The organism is Rhodoluna sp. (assembly GCF_049276775.1).
Lineage (GTDB): Bacteria > Actinomycetota > Actinomycetes > Actinomycetales > Microbacteriaceae > Rhodoluna.
The window spans coordinates 1-17,290 of sequence record NZ_JBASXC010000117.1 but is presented as its reverse complement, the minus strand read 5'-3'; the positions used below and the strand labels follow the sequence as shown (position 1 = coordinate 17,290).

At 51.9% G+C, this 17,290-nt stretch carries 17 protein-coding genes and 1 pseudogene; 3 read left to right on the top strand and 15 right to left on the bottom strand.

The genetic code is table 11. The features are described 5' to 3' along the window. Window positions 1-107: pseudogene (locus WAO31_RS06900) on the bottom strand (30S ribosomal protein S4); the annotation flags it as partial. A gap of 171 nt (window positions 108-278) precedes the next feature. Beyond that, a complete protein-coding gene (locus tag WAO31_RS06895; RefSeq protein ID WP_509591840.1) occupies window positions 279-1,592 on the bottom strand; it encodes a replication-associated recombination protein A in 1,314 nt (437 codons plus the stop codon). A gap of 81 nt (window positions 1,593-1,673) precedes the next feature. On the opposite strand from WAO31_RS06895, the gene WAO31_RS06890 reads away from it, so the two are divergent. Together WAO31_RS06890 and WAO31_RS06885 are read left to right on the top strand one after the other, a co-directional pair. Next, on the top strand, window positions 1,674-2,432 hold the full coding sequence (locus tag WAO31_RS06890) for a peptidylprolyl isomerase (RefSeq protein WP_509591838.1): 759 nt from the start codon (window positions 1,674-1,676) through the stop codon (window positions 2,430-2,432). A gap of 31 nt (window positions 2,433-2,463) precedes the next feature. Then, window positions 2,464-3,702, top strand: a complete 1,239-nt coding sequence (locus tag WAO31_RS06885) for a DUF349 domain-containing protein (protein ID WP_509591836.1) — start codon at window positions 2,464-2,466, stop codon at window positions 3,700-3,702. Here WAO31_RS06885 and WAO31_RS06880 read toward each other — a convergent pair whose 3' ends face one another. The 12 genes from WAO31_RS06880 to thrS all read right to left on the bottom strand — a co-directional run bounded on the left by WAO31_RS06880 (window position 3,703) and on the right by thrS (window position 16,093). Further along, entirely contained in the window at window positions 3,703-5,934 is a 2,232-nt protein-coding gene (locus WAO31_RS06880; RefSeq protein WP_509591834.1) for a RelA/SpoT family protein, read from the bottom strand. Window positions 5,935-5,983: 49 nt separating this feature from the next. Further along, window positions 5,984-6,949, bottom strand: coding sequence for a protein translocase subunit SecF (gene secF / locus WAO31_RS06875; protein ID WP_509591832.1), 966 nt, complete (start codon window positions 6,947-6,949; stop codon window positions 5,984-5,986). Continuing rightward, window positions 6,949-8,712, bottom strand: coding sequence for a protein translocase subunit SecD (gene secD, locus WAO31_RS06870; protein ID WP_509591830.1), 1,764 nt, complete (start codon window positions 8,710-8,712; stop codon window positions 6,949-6,951). The genes secF and secD overlap by 1 nt, the downstream gene beginning before the upstream one ends. An 11-nt stretch (window positions 8,713-8,723) precedes the next feature. Continuing rightward, on the bottom strand, window positions 8,724-9,062 hold the full coding sequence (locus WAO31_RS06865) for a preprotein translocase subunit YajC (protein WP_509591828.1): 339 nt from the start codon (window positions 9,060-9,062) through the stop codon (window positions 8,724-8,726). A gap of 63 nt (window positions 9,063-9,125) precedes the next feature. Continuing rightward, window positions 9,126-10,115, bottom strand: a complete 990-nt coding sequence (ruvB, locus tag WAO31_RS06860; protein WP_509591826.1) for a Holliday junction branch migration DNA helicase RuvB — start codon at window positions 10,113-10,115, stop codon at window positions 9,126-9,128. Continuing rightward, complete coding sequence (ruvA, locus tag WAO31_RS06855) at window positions 10,112-10,687, bottom strand: Holliday junction branch migration protein RuvA (RefSeq protein ID WP_509591824.1); 576 nt, start codon at window positions 10,685-10,687, stop codon at window positions 10,112-10,114. Before ruvA ends, ruvB begins: the two co-directional genes overlap by 4 nt. 13 nt (window positions 10,688-10,700) lie before the next feature. Beyond that, entirely contained in the window at window positions 10,701-11,255 is a 555-nt protein-coding gene (gene ruvC / locus WAO31_RS06850; protein WP_509591822.1) for a crossover junction endodeoxyribonuclease RuvC, read from the bottom strand. A 2-nt stretch (window positions 11,256-11,257) separates the two neighbouring features. Beyond that, the gene (locus tag WAO31_RS06845; RefSeq protein ID WP_509591820.1) at window positions 11,258-12,013 is read right to left on the bottom strand and encodes a YebC/PmpR family DNA-binding transcriptional regulator; all 756 of its coding nucleotides are present in this window, start codon (window positions 12,011-12,013) and stop codon (window positions 11,258-11,260) included. Window positions 12,014-12,043: 30 nt separating this feature from the next. Beyond that, window positions 12,044-12,631, bottom strand: a complete 588-nt coding sequence (gene pdxT, locus WAO31_RS06840) for a pyridoxal 5'-phosphate synthase glutaminase subunit PdxT (protein ID WP_509591818.1) — start codon at window positions 12,629-12,631, stop codon at window positions 12,044-12,046. After that, complete coding sequence (pdxS, locus tag WAO31_RS06835) at window positions 12,632-13,525, bottom strand: pyridoxal 5'-phosphate synthase lyase subunit PdxS (protein ID WP_509591816.1); 894 nt, start codon at window positions 13,523-13,525, stop codon at window positions 12,632-12,634. It abuts the gene before it with no gap. A 42-nt stretch (window positions 13,526-13,567) separates the two neighbouring features. Continuing rightward, entirely contained in the window at window positions 13,568-14,089 is a 522-nt protein-coding gene (locus WAO31_RS06830; protein ID WP_509591815.1) for an HIT family protein, read from the bottom strand. Continuing rightward, complete coding sequence (thrS, locus tag WAO31_RS06825) at window positions 14,090-16,093, bottom strand: threonine--tRNA ligase (RefSeq protein ID WP_509591813.1); 2,004 nt, start codon at window positions 16,091-16,093, stop codon at window positions 14,090-14,092. It lies immediately after the preceding gene. 100 nt (window positions 16,094-16,193) lie between these two features. Between thrS and WAO31_RS06820 the strand changes: the two genes are divergently transcribed. Continuing rightward, a complete protein-coding gene (locus tag WAO31_RS06820; RefSeq protein ID WP_509591811.1) occupies window positions 16,194-16,781 on the top strand; it encodes a VIT1/CCC1 transporter family protein in 588 nt (195 codons plus the stop codon). Here WAO31_RS06820 and WAO31_RS06815 read toward each other — a convergent pair. Next, on the bottom strand, window positions 16,778-17,290 hold a 513-nt coding region (locus WAO31_RS06815; RefSeq protein ID WP_509591809.1), incomplete at its 5' end, for a malate:quinone oxidoreductase. The two genes, WAO31_RS06820 and WAO31_RS06815, sit on opposite strands and share 4 nt — an antisense overlap.

Here is a 17,290-nt window from a genome sequence, read left to right as displayed (position 1 = left end):
GGAGCGTAGGGACGCTTTTCAAGATACTTGGCTGCTTTTGGGGTTAGTGCAATCCCGAGCGCGCGGGACAAACGGGTCTTACTGCGGGTACGCGATGTCTTAGACACTGCTTCCTTTCAAGTTATTCCAACAAAAAAATAAAAAGCAACAGAGCAATGCTTTTCTCGCTGCCTAGAAAGGTCTGCTAATCGACACTCGCTATTTGGACAACCCCTTGCAGCCGCGCTAAGGATTCAAATTGGCAACCTTAGGAGTTTAGCACCGGAAAGATGTCGCCATCAAGCCTTTTTCCCTTGAATAATGGCCCTCAAGGCCTCAACCCTCTCGGCCAAGCTGCGCTCCTGACCAGCTGTTTTAGGTTCGTAGTATTTTCTAAGCTCGCTCAGGTACTGCTGGGCCACAACCGAGTGCTCGTGATCGTGCGGATAGACATATTCCGCCTCGGCCCCTTTTCTGGCCGATGCCGAACCCCGAAGATAGAGAGGAATCGCCGGCAAGAATCCAGAGCGGACATCCTCCATGGCTCTATTTATTGCTAGGTACGCCGAATTTGATTTTGGTGCCAGGGCGAGATAAATAGTCACCTGCGAAAGCGCAATCCTGGCCTCGGGCATGCCGATGTTGGCAACTGTGTCAAATGCGGCCACAGCAAGGCCAAGCGCGGCCGAATCGGCTAGTCCGATGTCCTCCGAAGCCAGAATCATAAGGCGCCTTGCGATGAACCGAGGGTCCTCTCCTCCTTCGAGCATTCTGGCCAGGTAGTGAATGGCCGCGTCGGCGTCTGAGCCGCGAACAGATTTTATAAAAGCAGAGATCGTGTCATAGTGCTGCTCACCCTCCCGGTCGTAGCGAACTAGGGCTGTTTCGAGTGCCGCCAAGACATCTTCTAGAGAAACCTCTGAGGGTGTCGAATCTGCAAACTCGATTGCCCTGGAAGCGGCCGCCTCTAGGACCGTGAGTGCTCTTCTCGCATCTCCGCCCGCGATCTGGCAGATTCGATCGGAAGCCTGTGTGGAAATAGTGACTTTTCCCGCCAGTCCAGCTGGATCCAAAGCAGCCCTTTCCAACAAGTTGGCTATATCGGCTTTATCCAGGGGTTCGAGCTTTACAAGCAATGACCTGGATAACAACGGAGCGTTGACTGAGAACGAGGGATTTTCTGTGGTGGCGGCAATAAGGACAATCCATCCAGCCTCTACAGCTGGAAGTAGGGCATCCTGCTGTGCCTTTGAAAACCTATGTATTTCATCCAGGAAGACTATCGAGGCCACCGAATAGAGCTCCTGATCAGTTCTGGCTCTCTCTATAACCTCCCGAAGCTCCTTGACCCCGGTTGAAACCGCTGACAGCTCAACAAAGCGTCTTCCCGAGGTATTTGCCACGGCCTTTGCGATTGTGGTTTTTCCCGTTCCGGGAGGCCCCCACAACACCACCGAAGTCATTGAAGAGTGTGAACCCGTGGCGGGCTTTGCCAGCATTGAAAGAGGCGAACCAATGGCAAGAGCCTTTTGCTGACCGACAACTTGCTCCAGGGATCTGGGGCGCATCCGAGCAGCCAGTGGCCCGCCTGAGCTGAACAGCGATTCGGTCATTTTCCAAGGCTATAAGAAAGCGCTCTAAAAGCTTTGTAAACTCTCTAAAGAACACTTTCAAACTAGGGAGAACCCACAATCGTGAGCACCAAGAAAATAGCAACCAGCGTTTCTGCGGAGCGACTCGAAGCATTCGAGGCCAAACAGAAACTGGAGCAGTCAAAAGCCACCAGGCGTAAAGCGGACAACAAACTTGCTCTAATGTTTGGCGCCGGAGCCGTGGTTCTTGCGATTGTTGGCCAGCTCGCATATTTCAGTTTCGGTCCGGGTTCGGTCACCGAATCAACAGAGGCCGAACCGGTGGAAAATGCCGAGCTCGTTCCGTCCCCGGCGCTCGCCGAGTCCAGAACTTGGACAGGTTCGATGTTAGTTGGAGATGCCAACCTCGAGCTGGAACTCGACGGCGTAAACGCCCCGCAGGCCGTTGCAAACTTTATTGACCTAAGCCGCAAGGGCTTCTTTGAGGGCATCACCTGCCACCGCCTGGTCACGGACGGTATCTATGTGTTGCAGTGCGGCGACCCGCAAGGAAACGGCAGCGGTGGACCGGGATATAACTTCGGACCTATTGAGAACGCTCCCTCCGACGACAACTACGAAGCCGGTGTGCTGGCAATGGCAAGGGTTGGTGGAGATGGCAGCAGCATGGGTTCGCAGTTTTTTATTGTCTATGAAGACTCCAGAATCCCCTCCGATGCCGTCGGTGGATACACAGTATTCGGAACTATCACCGCAGGCCTGGACCAACTAGCTCCAATTGTCGAAGCCGGGGTTGAAGGTGGTGCCAGTGATGGACCACCAGCACTAGCAACGGCGCTGTCAGCCATCGAACTAAGATAAATACCAAACCAAGAAGCCCCAGGAGAATAATTTGTCCCCAATTTCCAACGAGTATGGCCGAGTCGACAACGACAACAACGTGTTTGTTATCGACAACGGTACTGAGCGTAAAGTTGGGCAATACCCGGGAGTCACAGAGGCAGAAGCTCTTGCTTACTTCGAGAGGAAGTTTCAAGAACTCGAAGCTAACGTTCGCATTCTCGAGCAGCGGGTTAAGAACAACGCGGACCCGGCCAGTATCGCTACAGCTGCGGAGAGGCTAACCAATGATCTTGTTGAACCAACTGCCGTTGGAAACGTACAGGACCTTAGACAAAGGGTCTTGGCGATAACCCCAGACATAGAAAAGATGCGTACCGAAAAAACTGAGGCCAACCAAAAGGCGGTGGCGGCCGCAATAAAACTTCGAAGCGAAATAGCTGAAAAAGCCAAGGCTCTTGCCGATAAGGACCCCAAGAAAACCCAGTGGAAGGTAGCTTCCAAGGACATGGCTGAGCTATTTGACGCCTGGCAGGCTGCGCAGAAGGGCGGACCAAAGGTTCCACGCAAGGATGCAGACGCAATTTGGAAAGTGTTTTCCCAGGCTCGAACAAAATTTGAAGCTAACAAGCGATCCTTCTTTGCTGAACTAACCGTTGTCACAAAAGCTGCCCGAGCAAAAAAGACGGAGCTCGCATTAAAGGCTGAGGGACTGGTAGCCAAGGGCGCGCAGGCCGCGAGTGACTACCGCAAACTCCTGGATGAGTGGAAATCCTCCGGGAGATCCCAGGGCAAGCAAGACGATGCGCTTTGGGAAAGGTTCAAAGCAGCCGGCGATGCCATCTACGCCCTTCGCAAGGAGACCATAGCTAAGGAACAAGTTGAATACGCGGCGAACTACGAGACCAAGTTGGCTTTAGTTGCTGAGGCCGAGAAGCTCGATCCCGCGAAAGACCTTGCCGAGGCAAAGAAGCAGCTGCTTTCAATCCAGCAGCGGTACGAGAAAGCTGGCAAGGTTCCAAAAGATAAAATCCGCGAAACCGATGATCGGATGCGATCGGTGGAAAAAAAGTTCAAGGACATCGAGCAGGAGCACTGGAGAAAGTCAGACCCTGCGGCAATAGAGAGAACTAACGGCATGCTCTCCCAGCTCGAGGACTCAATCTCTTCTCTTGAAAAAGAGCTAGCCGACGCAACGGCCGCTAAGGACTCGAAAAAGACCACCGAACTCACAGCGGCGCTAGCGGCAAGAAAGTCCTGGCTAGAAGTTGTCAAGCAAAACGCTAACTAGCTACTGCGAGACCCGGTAAACGTCATAAACAGCTTCAATTCTCTTAACTGCATTTAGAAGATGCTCCAGCGCTCCCGGATCACCCATCTCAAAAACAAACCTGCTCAGTGCGACCCTGTCATTCCTTGTTGAAACCGAGGCGGACAGGATGTTCACATGGTGCTCGCTTAGAACTCTGGTGACATCGCTTAGAAGACCTGATCTATCCAGTGCCTCAATCTGAATCTGGACCAAGAACAATCGCTTGGAAGACGAGGCCCAGCTAACTTCAAGTATGCGCTCGGGTTCAAGCTGAAGCTGCCCTGCGTTTTTGCAGTCGGTTCGGTGAACAGAAACACCTGTCCCCCGAGTCACGAATCCCATGATTGGATCACCTGGCACCGGAGTGCAGCACCTTGATAGTTTCACCATCACATCGGCGTCACCCTTGACCAGTACGCCAGAGTCACTACCGCCAACATGGCGAAATGATTTTGGAGTGGATGGGAGCTCAAACTCAACATCCTGGTCGTCCTCGACGGCAGATGAAGCTGTTAGCTTCTCAATAATTGACTGTGCGGAGACTTGATTTTCTCCGATTGCGGCAAATAACGCGCTGACGTCAGAATACCTGAGGTCTGAAACAATTTTTGTTAGCGATTCGGCTGACATCAGCTGCTGAAGCGGCAAATTCTGCTTCCGCATGGCCTTGGTAAGTGCTTCCTTACCTTGCTCTATGGCTTCATCTCTGCGTTCCTGAGAGAAATGGTGCTTGATTTTTGCCTTTGCCCTTGGGGAGCGAACGAAGTTCAGCCAGTCTTGGCTCGGAGCCGCATCCTGGGACTTCGAGGTGAAGATCTCCACCACGTCACCGGAATTCAGTGCAGTTTCGAGCGGCACAAGTCTGCCGTTTACTTTGGCGCCAATTGTTTTGTCTCCCACCTCAGTATGAACCGCGTAAGCAAAATCCACCGGTGTTCCACCAGAGGGAAGCCCAATCACACGACCCTTAGGGGTGAACACGTAGACCTCCTTCGCTCCAATCTCGAAGCGCAGGGCGTCCAAAAATTCTCCTGGATCTTGAGTCTCAGCCTGCCAGTCAGATAGGTGCTTGAGCCAAACCATGTCGTCCTCGGTTGTGGCCGCCGCTTTACCTGATTGCTCCTTGTATTTCCAATGAGCAGCAACACCGAACTCGGCACGGTTGTGCATTTCTTCCGTGCGGATTTGAATTTCAACCGCTCTGCCGCCAGGCCCAATTACGGTGGTGTGTAGTGACTGATAGAGATTGAACTTTGGCATTGCAATGTAATCTTTGAAGCGGCCAGGTACCGGATTCCACCTCGAGTGAATAGAGCCGAGCACCGCGTAGCAATCGCGAACAGAAGGAACAAGAACCCTTATTCCAACTAGGTCATAAATGTCGTCAAACTCTCGACCACGCACCACCATCTTTTGATAGATGCTGTAGAACTGCTTGGGACGCCCACCTACTTTCCCCTTGACTCTTGAATCTTTCAAGTCTGATTCGATGGATCGAATCACGGTGTCAATGTACTCTTCTCGCTTTGGAGTGCGCTGGGTAACAAGATTCACTATTTCCTCGTAAACCTTCGGATACAAAATCTCAAACGATAAATCCTCAAGTTCAAGCTTGATTGTGCTGATACCCAATCGGTGCGCTAGTGGCGCGTAAATCTCTAGAGTTTCTTGAGCCTTGCGCCTGGCGCTCTCCTCGGGAACAAATTTCCATGTTCTCGCGTTGTGGAGTCGATCGGCAAGCTTTATAACTAGCACCCGGATGTCTTTTGACATGGCGACCACCATCTTGCGCACGGTCTCGGCCTGTGTGTTATCACCGAACTTGAGCTTGTCTAGCTTGGTGACACCGTCGACCAGCATGGCAACTTCTTGGCCAAAATCACGCTTGACGAAATCAAGTGTGTAGTCGGTGTCCTCGACGGTGTCGTGCAGAAGTGCTGCGGCAATAGTCGTGGCCCCAATTCCAAGGTCAGCCAGAATCTTGGCAACTGCAAGCGGGTGGGTTATGTATGGCTCTCCCGATTTACGAAACTGTGTCGAATGCGCCTTTTCGGCGGCGACGAAAGCTCTTTCGATAATTGAAGTTTCAGCCTTTGGGTGATTTGCCCTAACAGAGCGGATCACAGCCTGAAGCTCTGAATTGTAGGCCCCGGGCTTTGCGAAGATCCGTGGAAGGCGCGAGCGAAGGGAGCTGGTTCCGAGATCTGTCATGAGCCTCCCCTGCCTGTAATTAATCCAAGCCTAATAGGGAAGAAGCTATTTAGACCTTGGCCAGTTCTTTCTTGTCAGTAAAGCGACCCTCTCGCTCACGTAGGGTCACATACAGCGGACCCGCGATGAACACAGAGGAGTAGGTTCCTGCCAAGATTCCGATAAACAAGGCAAGAGCGATGTCGCGCAGGGTTCCCGCCCCCAAGATAGCGGCTCCGATGAACAAAATTGAACCCACCGGAAGAACCGCCACCACGGAGGTGTTGACGGATCTAACAAGTGTCTGGTTAATAGCTAGGTTCACCTGGGATGAGAAAGTCTTCGTTTCGGAAAGCTCAACATCAAGCGTGTTCTCCCGCACCTTGTCAAAGACCACAACAGTGTCATACAGCGAATATCCAAGGATAGTTAGGAACCCGATCACCGCCGCTGGGGTTATCTCAAATCCAACCAGAGCATAGATGCCGAGTGTGATAACGACGTCATGAGCCAATGCTACGAGGGCGGCTAGGGACATCTTTACCGTCCGAAAATAAAGAGCCATAAGTAATGTAACAAGCAGCAAGAAAACAACGAGACCTGTGAGAGCTTTTTCGGTGACGTCAGCGCCCCAGTTCGCACCAATGAACGAAGATGTCACTGAGCCAGATGGAACTCCATATGCATCTGCCAGGGCGATACGGACCTGTTCGGATGCTTCGTCTCCCAGCTGCTCTGTTTGAATTCGAACAGAGTCGAGACCGACTGTAGTGATGCGAGGCTCACTGGAGGGTTCGATTGACTGGACTGCGTCTCTAGCTAGTTGCTGGGACGAGTTTGCAACCCCTTCGATTCGGAACTCACTGCCACCGCGGAACTCGATACCAAAGTTGAATCCGCCTTTTACGATGGGGACCAGAATTGCGACTGCGACGACGACTATTCCGATGATGTAAAAGAGTTTTCTCCGACCAACTATGTCGAAGGATTTCTCTCCACTGTAAAGGTCATTTCCCAGCTGTCTTAGATCCTGCATTACTTCTCACCTGTTTTCTTGGCTTCTGCAAGCGCCTTTTCAGCTTTACGCTCGGCTATGGTCTGACGTTTGGATGCTTCTCGAGATGCCTTTTCCGCTTTACCCGAAGCCAATGTTTCAGCCACTCGGAACTTTCCTCTACCGGCATAACCCGAGGCCTTTAGGGCCTTAGAGTCAAAGCCAGACCATGGATGACCGGAACTGAAGAATTTAGTTCGAGCCAATAGCTGAAGCATCGGGTGAGTAAATAACAACACAACTATCAGGTCGACGATAGTTGTGAGACCGAGAGTGAAAGCAAATCCTCTTACGTTTCCAACGGTAAGTAAGAACAAGGTAGCTGCCGCCGTAAAGCTCACTGCGTCCGAGGCAAGAATCGTCCGCAATGCACGCTTCCAAGCGTTTTCTACCGCAACTTCTAGAGATCGACCCTCTCGAATCTCATCTCGAACTCGTTCGAAGTAAACAATGAACGAGTCAACCGTAATTCCAATCGCCACAATCAACCCAGTGACACCGGCAAGAGACAAGCGGTAACCCTGTCGCCAAGAAAGAACTGCAATAAATAGGTACACCACAATGGCCGCAACAAGAAGCGAACCAAAAGTCACGACCGCAAGGCCTCGATACTGGAAAACCGAGTAAACCAAGACCAGGAACAGCCCAATAAGACCGGCGATCAAACCGTTGGTTAGCTGCTCAGAGCCAAGCGAAGCAGAGATGTTTTCCTGGCTCTCGACCTCAAAACCAATCGGTAACGAACCATATTTCAACTGATCCGAAAGGACTTTGGAGGAGTCCCTGTCAAAGCTTCCTGTAATTTGTGCAGAACCGTTTGTTATAACTGCCTGGGTGGCTGGTGCAGTGATAACAAAACCGTCCAGAGTAATGGCGAACTGGTTGCGCGGAGAGGCGAGTGGGAACAATCGCTGTGTCACCTCGGCGAAAGCCTGTGTTCCGACACCGTCAAAATCAAGGTTAACTGCCCATGTGTTTGTTGATGCACCGGTCTGAGTTTGGATAGTTCCATTAGATGCGTCAGAGATGTTTGCTCCTTCAACTTCAACCGGCCCAAGAATGTACTTCTCAGTTCCAGAGACATCACAGGTGATCAGGGGCACGGTTGGGTCATCGACCTGACCCGGAGCTCTGAATGCGGTAGAGCAGTCAAGAGCGTCAAATGCCTCACGTAACTCAGGTGTGATCCAGTTCAAATCGCTTGGGTCAGTTGGGGCCGCATTTGGCTCCACTGGTGCCTCCGGTTCAGCTGGCTGATCCTCAGCTGGCTCTTCACCCCCAAGCTCATCCTCGACTGCTTCGTCTTCGAGAGCAAAATCCCCACCATCAACTGAGGAGCTTGGCACGCCGACGCTCGCAACCAAAACAGCTCTGAATTCAAGTTTTGCCGAGGCTTTAATCAAGGCCAGGGTGTTCTCATCCGGAACACCGGGAATCGAAACAATGATGTTTCGATCACCCTGAGTCACAACCTGAGCTTCGCTAACTCCACTAGCGTCAACGCGCTGACGAATAATTGAGACGGCCTGGTCAAGCTGCTCTGTGGTCACCGCATCGCCATCCAAAAGAAGCGGTGACAAAATGACCTGGGTTCCGCCCTGAAGATCAAGGGCTAACTTCGGCGTGAAGCTGGCGTTTTCATCAGAAAGTGACCCAACCGCAATAAGTGCAGTTAGTCCAACGACTATAGCTAGCAGCCAAGCCAGAGACTTGCGTGCGGACTTTACTGTGTTCGAAACGGACAAAAGACTAAACCTTATTTCTTCTTGGGAGCTGGCTCGCCGGCCGGCTTGGATTTGCTAGAAGACTTGGCAGCTGGCTTGCTGGCGGGCTTCTCAGCTTTTGGCTCCTTCTCGATGCTTCTAACTGCGCCGATTGCAACCAGCATCTTCTGCCCAGGGGCGGTCTCTAGCTCGATCCGATCCTCCATAACCTTGACTACCTTGCCAAAGATTCCGCTGGTTAGCATGACATAAGATCCTTGCGTCACGCCGTCTCTTAGGGCCTCCGCAGCCTTTTTACGCTTCCGGCTTGAATAAAAGAGCATTGCGCCCAAAAAAGCCAACGCGAGTAATAGAAAAAGACTGTCGTCCATCGATTCAGGTACCTAACTGGTGAATTTCTTGCAAATCCGTGGAACGCTTTTGCGTTCTACTGATTATAACGGCAGGCCAAGGTGCCGGTGGGCCAGTGCAGTGGCCTGCCTGCCCTTGGGGGTTCTTTCAATCAGGCCTTCCCTCAGAAGATAGGGCTCCACAACCGATTCGATGGTGTCTGGCTCCTCCCCAAGCGCCACAGCAAGTGTAGACAGGCCAACCGGGCGACCTTCAAACTTCTCGATCAAAGCCAAAAGCACCTGCTTGTCGAGCCGGTCTAAACCCAATGAGTCAACCTCATAGACATCAAGAGCCGCCGATGCCAACTGCTCTTCTATTGAGCCGCTACCTTCGACCAGAGCAAAATCCCTTACTCTCCGAAGTAGTCGGTTTGCAATTCTTGGTGTGCCTCGTGATCTGGAGGCGATTAGATCAATAGCGGAAGCCGAAGCGGATAGACCCAATTTATCTGCCGCCCTGCTGAGCACTGAGCGAAGCTCCTGTGGCTCATAGAACTCAAGATTTGCTGTGTAACCGAATCGGTCACGAAGTGGGCTTGGCAACATTCCTGAACGGGTTGTTGCACCAACCAAAGTAAAAGGCTCAAGCTCCAGGGAAATTGAGCTTGCTCCTGCACCTTTTCCAACCATTACATCGACACGGAAATCCTCCATAGCCATGTACAAAAGCTCTTCGGCAGGCCTTGCCATTCGATGAATCTCGTCGATAAACAAAACTTCACCGGCACTTAAAGACGACAACACCGCTGCCAGATCACCAGCGTGTTGGATGGTGGGTCCGCTAGTCATACGAAGTCCAGAACCAATCTCGTTGGAGACAATCATCGCTAGGGTAGTTTTGCCAAGACCTGGAGGGCCGGCCAAAAGAATGTGATCGGGAGATCTCTTTTGAAGTGCCGCTGCCTTCAATAGAAGATCAAGCTGCTGTTTGACTTTTGTCTGTCCGATGAATTCTTCAAGACTTGTGGGTCGAAGGGCTGATTCAAAAGCTAAATCGCTCTCACTCGCCTGACCATCGAGTAACTCGCTCAAGATTTCCGCGCCTTCGAAAGAACTTGGAGAGCTGCCTTTAGAAGTTCCTTGTCGCTCTTGAGCGGATCGGCGACTTCCGCTGCCGCGTCCCTAGCCTGACGTTCACTCCAGCCAAGCCCCATTAGCCCCGCCACAGCGACTTCGGAGCTTGGGCGTGCGTCATTAGCCGTTCCCGTGGCCAGCTTGCCGGCAAGGGTCAGAACAATTAGCTTCGCAGTTTTTGCCCCTATGCCGGATACCGCCTTGAAAACCTGGTCGGTTTCTTGCGCAACAGCCTGGGCTATTTGATCGGTGCTTACCTCGGCCAGAATCGCCAAAGCTGATTTCGGCCCTACGCCGTTTACGCTTCGAAGTAGTTCAAAGACCTCTAGCTGTTTAGGCTCGAGAAAACCAAAGATTGTTAGAGCATCCTCACGAACAACCAAGCTGGTAAGGAACCTAACCGTCTGCCCCATTGACAACGAACCAGAGACGGCTTGGGTTGAATTAACTAGATAACCAACTCCTGAAACGTCAAGAACGACTTGCCCGTTAGAGCTAGATAGGACCTCTCCGGTCAGTGACGCAATCACGCACTTAGCCTACTTAGCGTTTGCTTTTAGCACTTGCTGATTTAGCAGCCTCGTGCCATTTCAGCTGAGCATTGGTGTAGCTAGAGGAAGTATTCACTCCTCGGAAGCCCTGGCAGATTGCGATTGCTAACGCATCTGCCGCATCCGCTGGTTTCGGGACTTCCTTCAAGCCCAGAAGTGATGCAACCATGAGTCCGACTTGGGCCTTAGCCGCTCGCCCAGAGCCGGTCACCGCAGCCTTTACCTCCGTTGGGGTATGCATCGCTATTGGAATTGAATACTTTGAAGCAAGGAAAATTGCTACTCCAGAAATCTGTGCGGTTCCCATCACAGAAGATAGATTTTGCTGCGAGAACACTCTTTCGATAGCAATCACATCCGGACGGTGCTTCTTTATTAGGCTCTCCAGCTCTTTTCCAATTAACCCAATGCGCGAATCCAGTTCTAAGTCCTTGGCGGAAGTGAGCACGAGCACCTCAACGAGTGAGACCTTGCGAGATTTGGTCAGTTCAACTATGCCGATGCCGCAGCGAGTAAGACCCGGGTCAATTCCTAGGATCTTCGTCACTTCTAAGCCTCTAGCTCGGCTAGCACTTCCGGTGCGATATCGAAATTGGCGTAAACGCTTTGAACTTCATCGGAGTCCTCTAGCGCATCGATCAGCTTAAAAACGGTCCTAGCTGTTTCAGCGTCTACTGGCAAAGTAGCGGCCGGCACGAATTCCACGTCTGCGCTGTCATAATCTATCCCCGCAGCTTGAAGCGCGGTTCGAACAGTTACCATTACCGACGGGTCTGTTGTCACGACAAAGCTGGATTCACGAACCTCTACATCTTCAATTCCCGCTTCGAGACCAACTTCCAGAACTTGGTCTTCAGTCACACCATCTAATTTCTCAATGGTGATAACGCCTTTCCGACTAAACAGGTAGGAAACACTTCCAGGGTCTGCCATCGTGCCGCCGTTTCTCGTCACAGCCAGGCGCACGTCCGCTGCAGCACGGTTCTTGTTGTCGGTGAGACACTCGATGAGCAAAGCAATTCCGTTTGGACCATAGCCTTCATAGAAAATCGTTTGATACTCAACGGCGTCGGCGTCTTGACCGGAGCCACGCTTAATAGCTCGTTCGATGTTGTCGTTTGGAAGTGAGCTCTTTCGGCCTTTTTGGACGGCATCGTAAAGAGTCGGGTTTCCTTCAAGATCGGGGCCGCCGATTCTGGCGGCCACTTCGATGTTCTTGATGAGCTTGGCAAAAAGTTTGGCACGACGGGAGTCAATGATCGCTTTTTTGTGCTTGGTAGTGGCCCACTTGGAATGACCAGACATTACTCTCCTTGATTAGTTTGCTATTGAATTCTAGGCGAGAAGCCCTAACTGACTTGAGATCATCCCCAGAAAGTAGTTATGCACTGTTTTATCCCCGGTGAGTTCTGGGTGAAAAGATGTGGCCAAAAGATTTCCTTGGCGCACTCCGACAATTCGCCCGTCTTCTAGCTTAGAGAGCACCTCAACTGACTCACCGACATCCTCAACAATTGGTGCGCGGATAAATGCAACCCGTGCAGGTTCTCCAGCAAAGGAAAGCTCCGTCTCGAAAGAGTCAAGCTGTGTACCGAAAGCATTTCTTCGAACCGAGATGTCCATGGCGCTAAGACCCTTCTGGTCTGAGGCTGAGTCCAGCACCTTGGTAGCCAACATAATCATCCCCGCACACGTTCCAAACACGGGTTTACCTGAGGCGACAAAATCCAGAAGTGGTTTCCTAAGTTCGAAAATGTCAATCAGCTTTGACATGGTCGTTGACTCACCGCCCGGAAGAACTAGGCCGTCGATGTCCTGAAGTGCTTCTTGACTTCTGACCTCTATGGCTTCAGTGCCAAGTTGGCTAAGTATCAGAAGGTGTTCGCGAACATCCCCCTGCAGTGCAAATACGCCGACGCGCAATTACCAGCCGCGCTCCGATAGACGGTGAGGCGCCGGAAGATCAGCCACGTTAATTCCAACCATTGCTTCACCAAGACCTCTTGAGGCCTCGGCGATAACGGCTGGATCGTTGTAGGCAGCAACCGCTTTTACAATTGCGGCGGCGCGTCTAACGGGATCGCCCGACTTAAAGATTCCAGAACCCACGAATACACCGTCGGCGCCCATCTGCATCATCATTGCGGCATCTGCGGGGGTGGCCATACCGCCGGCAACAAATAACACCACAGGAAGCTTTCTAGTTTGGGCAACCTCGCGAACTAAGTCGTAAGGCGCCTGAAGCTCTTTAGCTGCAACATATAGCTCGTCTTCACTCTTGGCGGCCAGCGCGTTTATTTCTCCAAGAATCGTGCGAATGTGCTTGGTGGCCTCGGAAACATCTCCGGTGCCGGCCTCGCCCTTCGAGCGAATCATTGCTGCACCTTCGGTTATTCGACGGAGCGCTTCACCCAGATTGGTCGCACCACAGACAAAAGGAATGTCAAATTTCCACTTGTCGATGTGATTTACGTAATCAGCAGGTGATAAAACTTCTGACTCGTCTATGTAGTCAACCTTCAGGCTCTGGAGGACCTGAGCCTCAACGAAATGACCGATTCGTGCTTTAGCCATCACGGGAATTGAAACTGCCTTCATGATTTCTTCGATCATGTCGGGGTCGCTCATTCTCGCGACACCACCCTGTGCCCTGATGTCGGCTGGCACACGCTCAAGAGCCATCACCGCAACCGCTCCGGAGTCTTCGGCAATTTTTGCCTGCTCAACATTAACGACGTCCATGATTACGCCACCTTTTAGCATCTCTGCTAGGCCGCGCTTAACTAGAGGTGTTGCTTCATTTTTTGATGGGCTCATGGCAATAATCCTAACCCGACAAATCGACAGCTTTTGCTCAGGTTAGCTCCAGGACGCTTGAATCTCGGCCCTTATCTCACCCAATAATCTCGGCAAGGCCTTAGTCTTTGCGATTATCGGGAAGAAGTTTGAATCGTGCTGCCACCTGGGGACTATGTGCTGATGCAGGTGCTCTGCGATACCGGCCCCGGCAATCTCCCCCTGGTTCATTCCAATGTTGAACCCTTGCGCCTGGGCAACTTTGCGCAGTACCTGCATTCCCCTCTTGGTCAGCTCGGCCATTTCACTAGCTTCTTCTTTTGTGGTCTGATCGAAATCGGCCACGTGTCGGTAGGTGCAAACAAGGATGTGTCCAGAGTTGTAAGGAAACAGATTCAACAAAACAAAACAGGTTTTTCCCCTGAAAACAATCAGGCCGTCCTCATCGGAGCCTTGAGGAGCCAAGCAAAACGGGCACTCATCGGCAGGCGGTTGCTGACCGTTCTGTATGTAGACCAGACGGTGTGGGGTCCATAGGCGTTGAAAATTATCTGGAACGCCCGGCAGGAACTCCTCGCTAACCAACTAGACCTGCTCCTTATTCGCAATTGCATCGACAATGAGATCTATTGCCTCTTCAATCTTGACACCGTTTACTTGCGAACCATCGCGGTATCTGAAGCTCACAGAGCCGGCGTCTCGATCGTCCCCACCTGCAATGAGCTGGAATGGCACCTTGTCCTTGGTGTGATTTCGAATCTTCTTTTGCATCCGCTCATCGCTTAGATCAATCTGTGCGCGAACTCCCCTGGACCTTAGTTTGTCAATGATGTCGGAAAGGTAAGGAGCGAAATCATCAGCTACCGGGATTCCAACCACCTGAACCGGTGCCAACCAAGGCGGGAAGTGTCCGGCGTAGTGCTCGGTTAGAACCGCAAAGAATCTTTCAATCGAACCAAAAAGCGCTCGGTGAATCATTACGGGCCGTTTCTTGGTTCCGTCGGATGCCGTGTACTCGATGTCAAATCGCTCCGGCAGATTGAAATCGAGCTGGATGGTTGACATCTGCCAAGTTCTCCCAATTGCATCACGCGCCTGAATCGAAATCTTCGGTCCGTAGAAAGCGGCGCCACCCGGATCTGGAACCAATTCCAGGCCTGAATCGGCAGCCACTTTCGCAAGGGTTGCAGTAGCCGATTCCCAAATTGCGTCCTCGCCGACAAATTTCTCATTCTCCGGGTCTCTAGTAGAAAGCTCGAGATAGAAATCGGTAAGGCCGTAGTCCCTCAGCAGATCTAGAACGAAATTCAGAACCGATGTGAGCTCCGACTCCATGTCCTCCTGGGTGACAAAAAGATGCGCGTCGTCTTGGGTCATTCCGCGAACGCGAGTGAGTCCGTGCACCACGCCTGATTTCTCGTAGCGATAGACCGATCCAAACTCGAACATACGAAGCGGAAGTTCTCGGTACGAGCGAGCCTGAGATTTGTAGATCAGGATATGAAACGGGCAGTTCATTGGCTTCAGGTAATAGTCCTGACCGACCTTTCGAACCACGCCATCGGCGTCGATTTCTTCATCCAGCTTCATCGGCGGGAACATCCCCTCCGCGTACCAAGCTAAGTGACCCGAGGTCTCAAAGAGGTTGGACTTTGTGATGTGGGGACTGTAGACGAACTCATACCCGGCGGCTTCGTGTTGTGCCCTGGAGTAATCCTCCATAACGCGACGAATAATCCCACCCTTGGGGTGAAAAACGGCAAGACCAGAACCGATTTCCTCGGGAAAGGAAAATAGATCTAACTCAGCCCCCAAGCGTCGGTGGTCGCGCTTGGCAGCCTCTTCCAATCTCTCCAGGTGAGCTTTCAATTCGTCTTTTGAGGGCCAAGCTGTACCGTAGATGCGCTGCAATTGCTTATTTGCTTCATTGCCTCGCCAGTATGCAGCTGCTAATCGAGTTAAAGAAAAGCCATTTCCAATCATTCGGGTGTTGGGAAGGTGTGGGCCTCTGCAGAGGTCTTTCCAAACAGCTTCCCCGGACTGCGGGTCAACGTTGTCGTAGATACTCAACTCACCCGCGCCAACTTCGGCGGCACCCTCGGCTAAATGCTCCGACGACTTCAATGTAATCAGCTCAAGCTTGTTCGGCTCGAGAGCCAGCTCGTTGGCGGCCTCAGCATCTGAAACAACCCTTCGCACAAATCGCTGACCAGAACGAATGATTCGCTCCATCTCTTTTTCCAGAGTCTTAAGTAGCTCGGGAGTGAATGGTTCGGCGACATCAAAGTCATAGTAGAAACCGTCAACAATTGGGGGTCCGATTCCGAGCTTCGCGTCAGGGTTAAGCTTCTGAACCGCCTGAGCAAGAACGTGGGCGGTTGAGTGTCGAAGGATGCTCAGTCCATCAGCTGAATCAATACTGACCGCCTCAACGACATCGCCTCCGGTGACCAAGTGGGCCAAATCGCGCAGCTCGCCATTTACTCTCTGAGCAACAACTTTCTTGTCTTGAAATAGCTCGAACCCTGTAGATCCCGCGGCAACGCTGGTGCTAACCCCATCGAGGGTTAGTTGGATATTCTCGGGCAAGGCAGCTTCCAATCGATCAACGCTCTCCTATCCTAACGAGCCAGCCGTATTCGACTTGGTAGCCTGTAGCTTGCCAAACAGACCAATAGGAATTGAAGTCATGACTAAACCGATAGACCGCGAACAAGAGCAAGAAAGGGCTTTTTCCCGAAGGCTCAACTGGCTTCGTGCCGGTGTCTTGGGTGCCAACGACGGAATCGTCTCAACAGCTGGAATCGTTATGGGTGTCGCAGGTGCCACAGTTGACAGCGGCCCGATACTGATTGCAGGGGTTGCTGCTCTTATCGCTGGTTCAATCTCGATGGCTGGTGGAGAATACGCCTCTGTAAGTGCTCAGCGTGATAGCGAAATTGCAGCTCGCAAAAAACAGCGTTCCAAAGACGAAAAAACGTCTGGTGAGGACCACGATGAGTATGTGTCCCCAATGGCGGCAGCCACAGCATCATTTTTCGCCTTTGCCCTTGGTTCAATTCTTCCAATCGTGGCAATCGCCGGACCCTGGATTGAATATCGTGAAGCTGCAACAGTCTCCTCGGTTGTTATCGCCCTTGCGCTAACTGGCTATTTTGGAGCAAGGATAGGCGGTGCTAAGCCAATGCGAGCCGTTATTCGAAATGTTGTTGTGTCTTTATTGGCGATGGGAATCGCTTTCGGTATTGGAGCAGCTCTTGGAGTTGCGGTCGGCTAAGCGATCAGGTTCAAAACCTTGGCGGTACGCTCTAAAGAAGCTGCGGCCAGTGCTGGATCAGAATTTAGATCTACACCAAAGCTCGGCACCAGTTTTTTTATCTCCGGTTGCCAGCTTGGAAATTCCTTTGGATAGATTTTCCCGATCACATCAAGCATCACCCGCACAGCAACCGAGGCGCCGGGGGAAGCTCCGAGCAAACCCGCAATTGATGAGTCGCCCGAGCTGATTACTTCGGTTCCAAACTCAAGTGAGCCAAGAGCCCCGGCCGGCTTTATAACCTGGGCCCTTTGTCCAGCCTCGTAAAGCTCCCAGTCCTCAGGATTAGCTAGCGGCACAAACTCTCTCAAGCTTTCGATCTTCTTCTTCGGTGACTTCAAGATCTCTTTGACCAGATAAACCACCAATGAAAAGTTGCCAACGGCTACAGACAAATACGGGAGCAGGTTCGCCGGACGACTTGAACGCGGTAGATCAAAAATCGACCCGTGCTTGAGAAACTTGAAATT

Excerpts from the sequence above, each read along its gene's own strand:
- WAO31_RS06895 (WP_509591840.1), bottom strand. The coding sequence starts at position 1,592 with ATGACCGAATCGCTGTTCAGCTCAGGCGGGCCACTGGCTGCTCGGATG.
- WAO31_RS06880 (WP_509591834.1), bottom strand. The coding sequence starts at position 5,934 with ATGACAGATCTCGGAACCAGCTCCCTTCGCTCGCGCCTTCCACGGATC.
- secF (WP_509591832.1), bottom strand. The coding sequence starts at position 6,949 with ATGCAGGATCTAAGACAGCTGGGAAATGACCTTTACAGTGGAGAGAAA.
- WAO31_RS06865 (WP_509591828.1), bottom strand. The coding sequence starts at position 9,062 with ATGGACGACAGTCTTTTTCTATTACTCGCGTTGGCTTTTTTGGGCGCA.
- WAO31_RS06845 (WP_509591820.1), bottom strand. The coding sequence starts at position 12,013 with ATGTCTGGTCATTCCAAGTGGGCCACTACCAAGCACAAAAAAGCGATC.
- pdxS (WP_509591816.1), bottom strand. The coding sequence starts at position 13,525 with ATGAGCCCATCAAAAAATGAAGCAACACCTCTAGTTAAGCGCGGCCTA.
- WAO31_RS06820 (WP_509591811.1), top strand. The coding sequence starts at position 16,194 with ATGACTAAACCGATAGACCGCGAACAAGAGCAAGAAAGGGCTTTTTCC.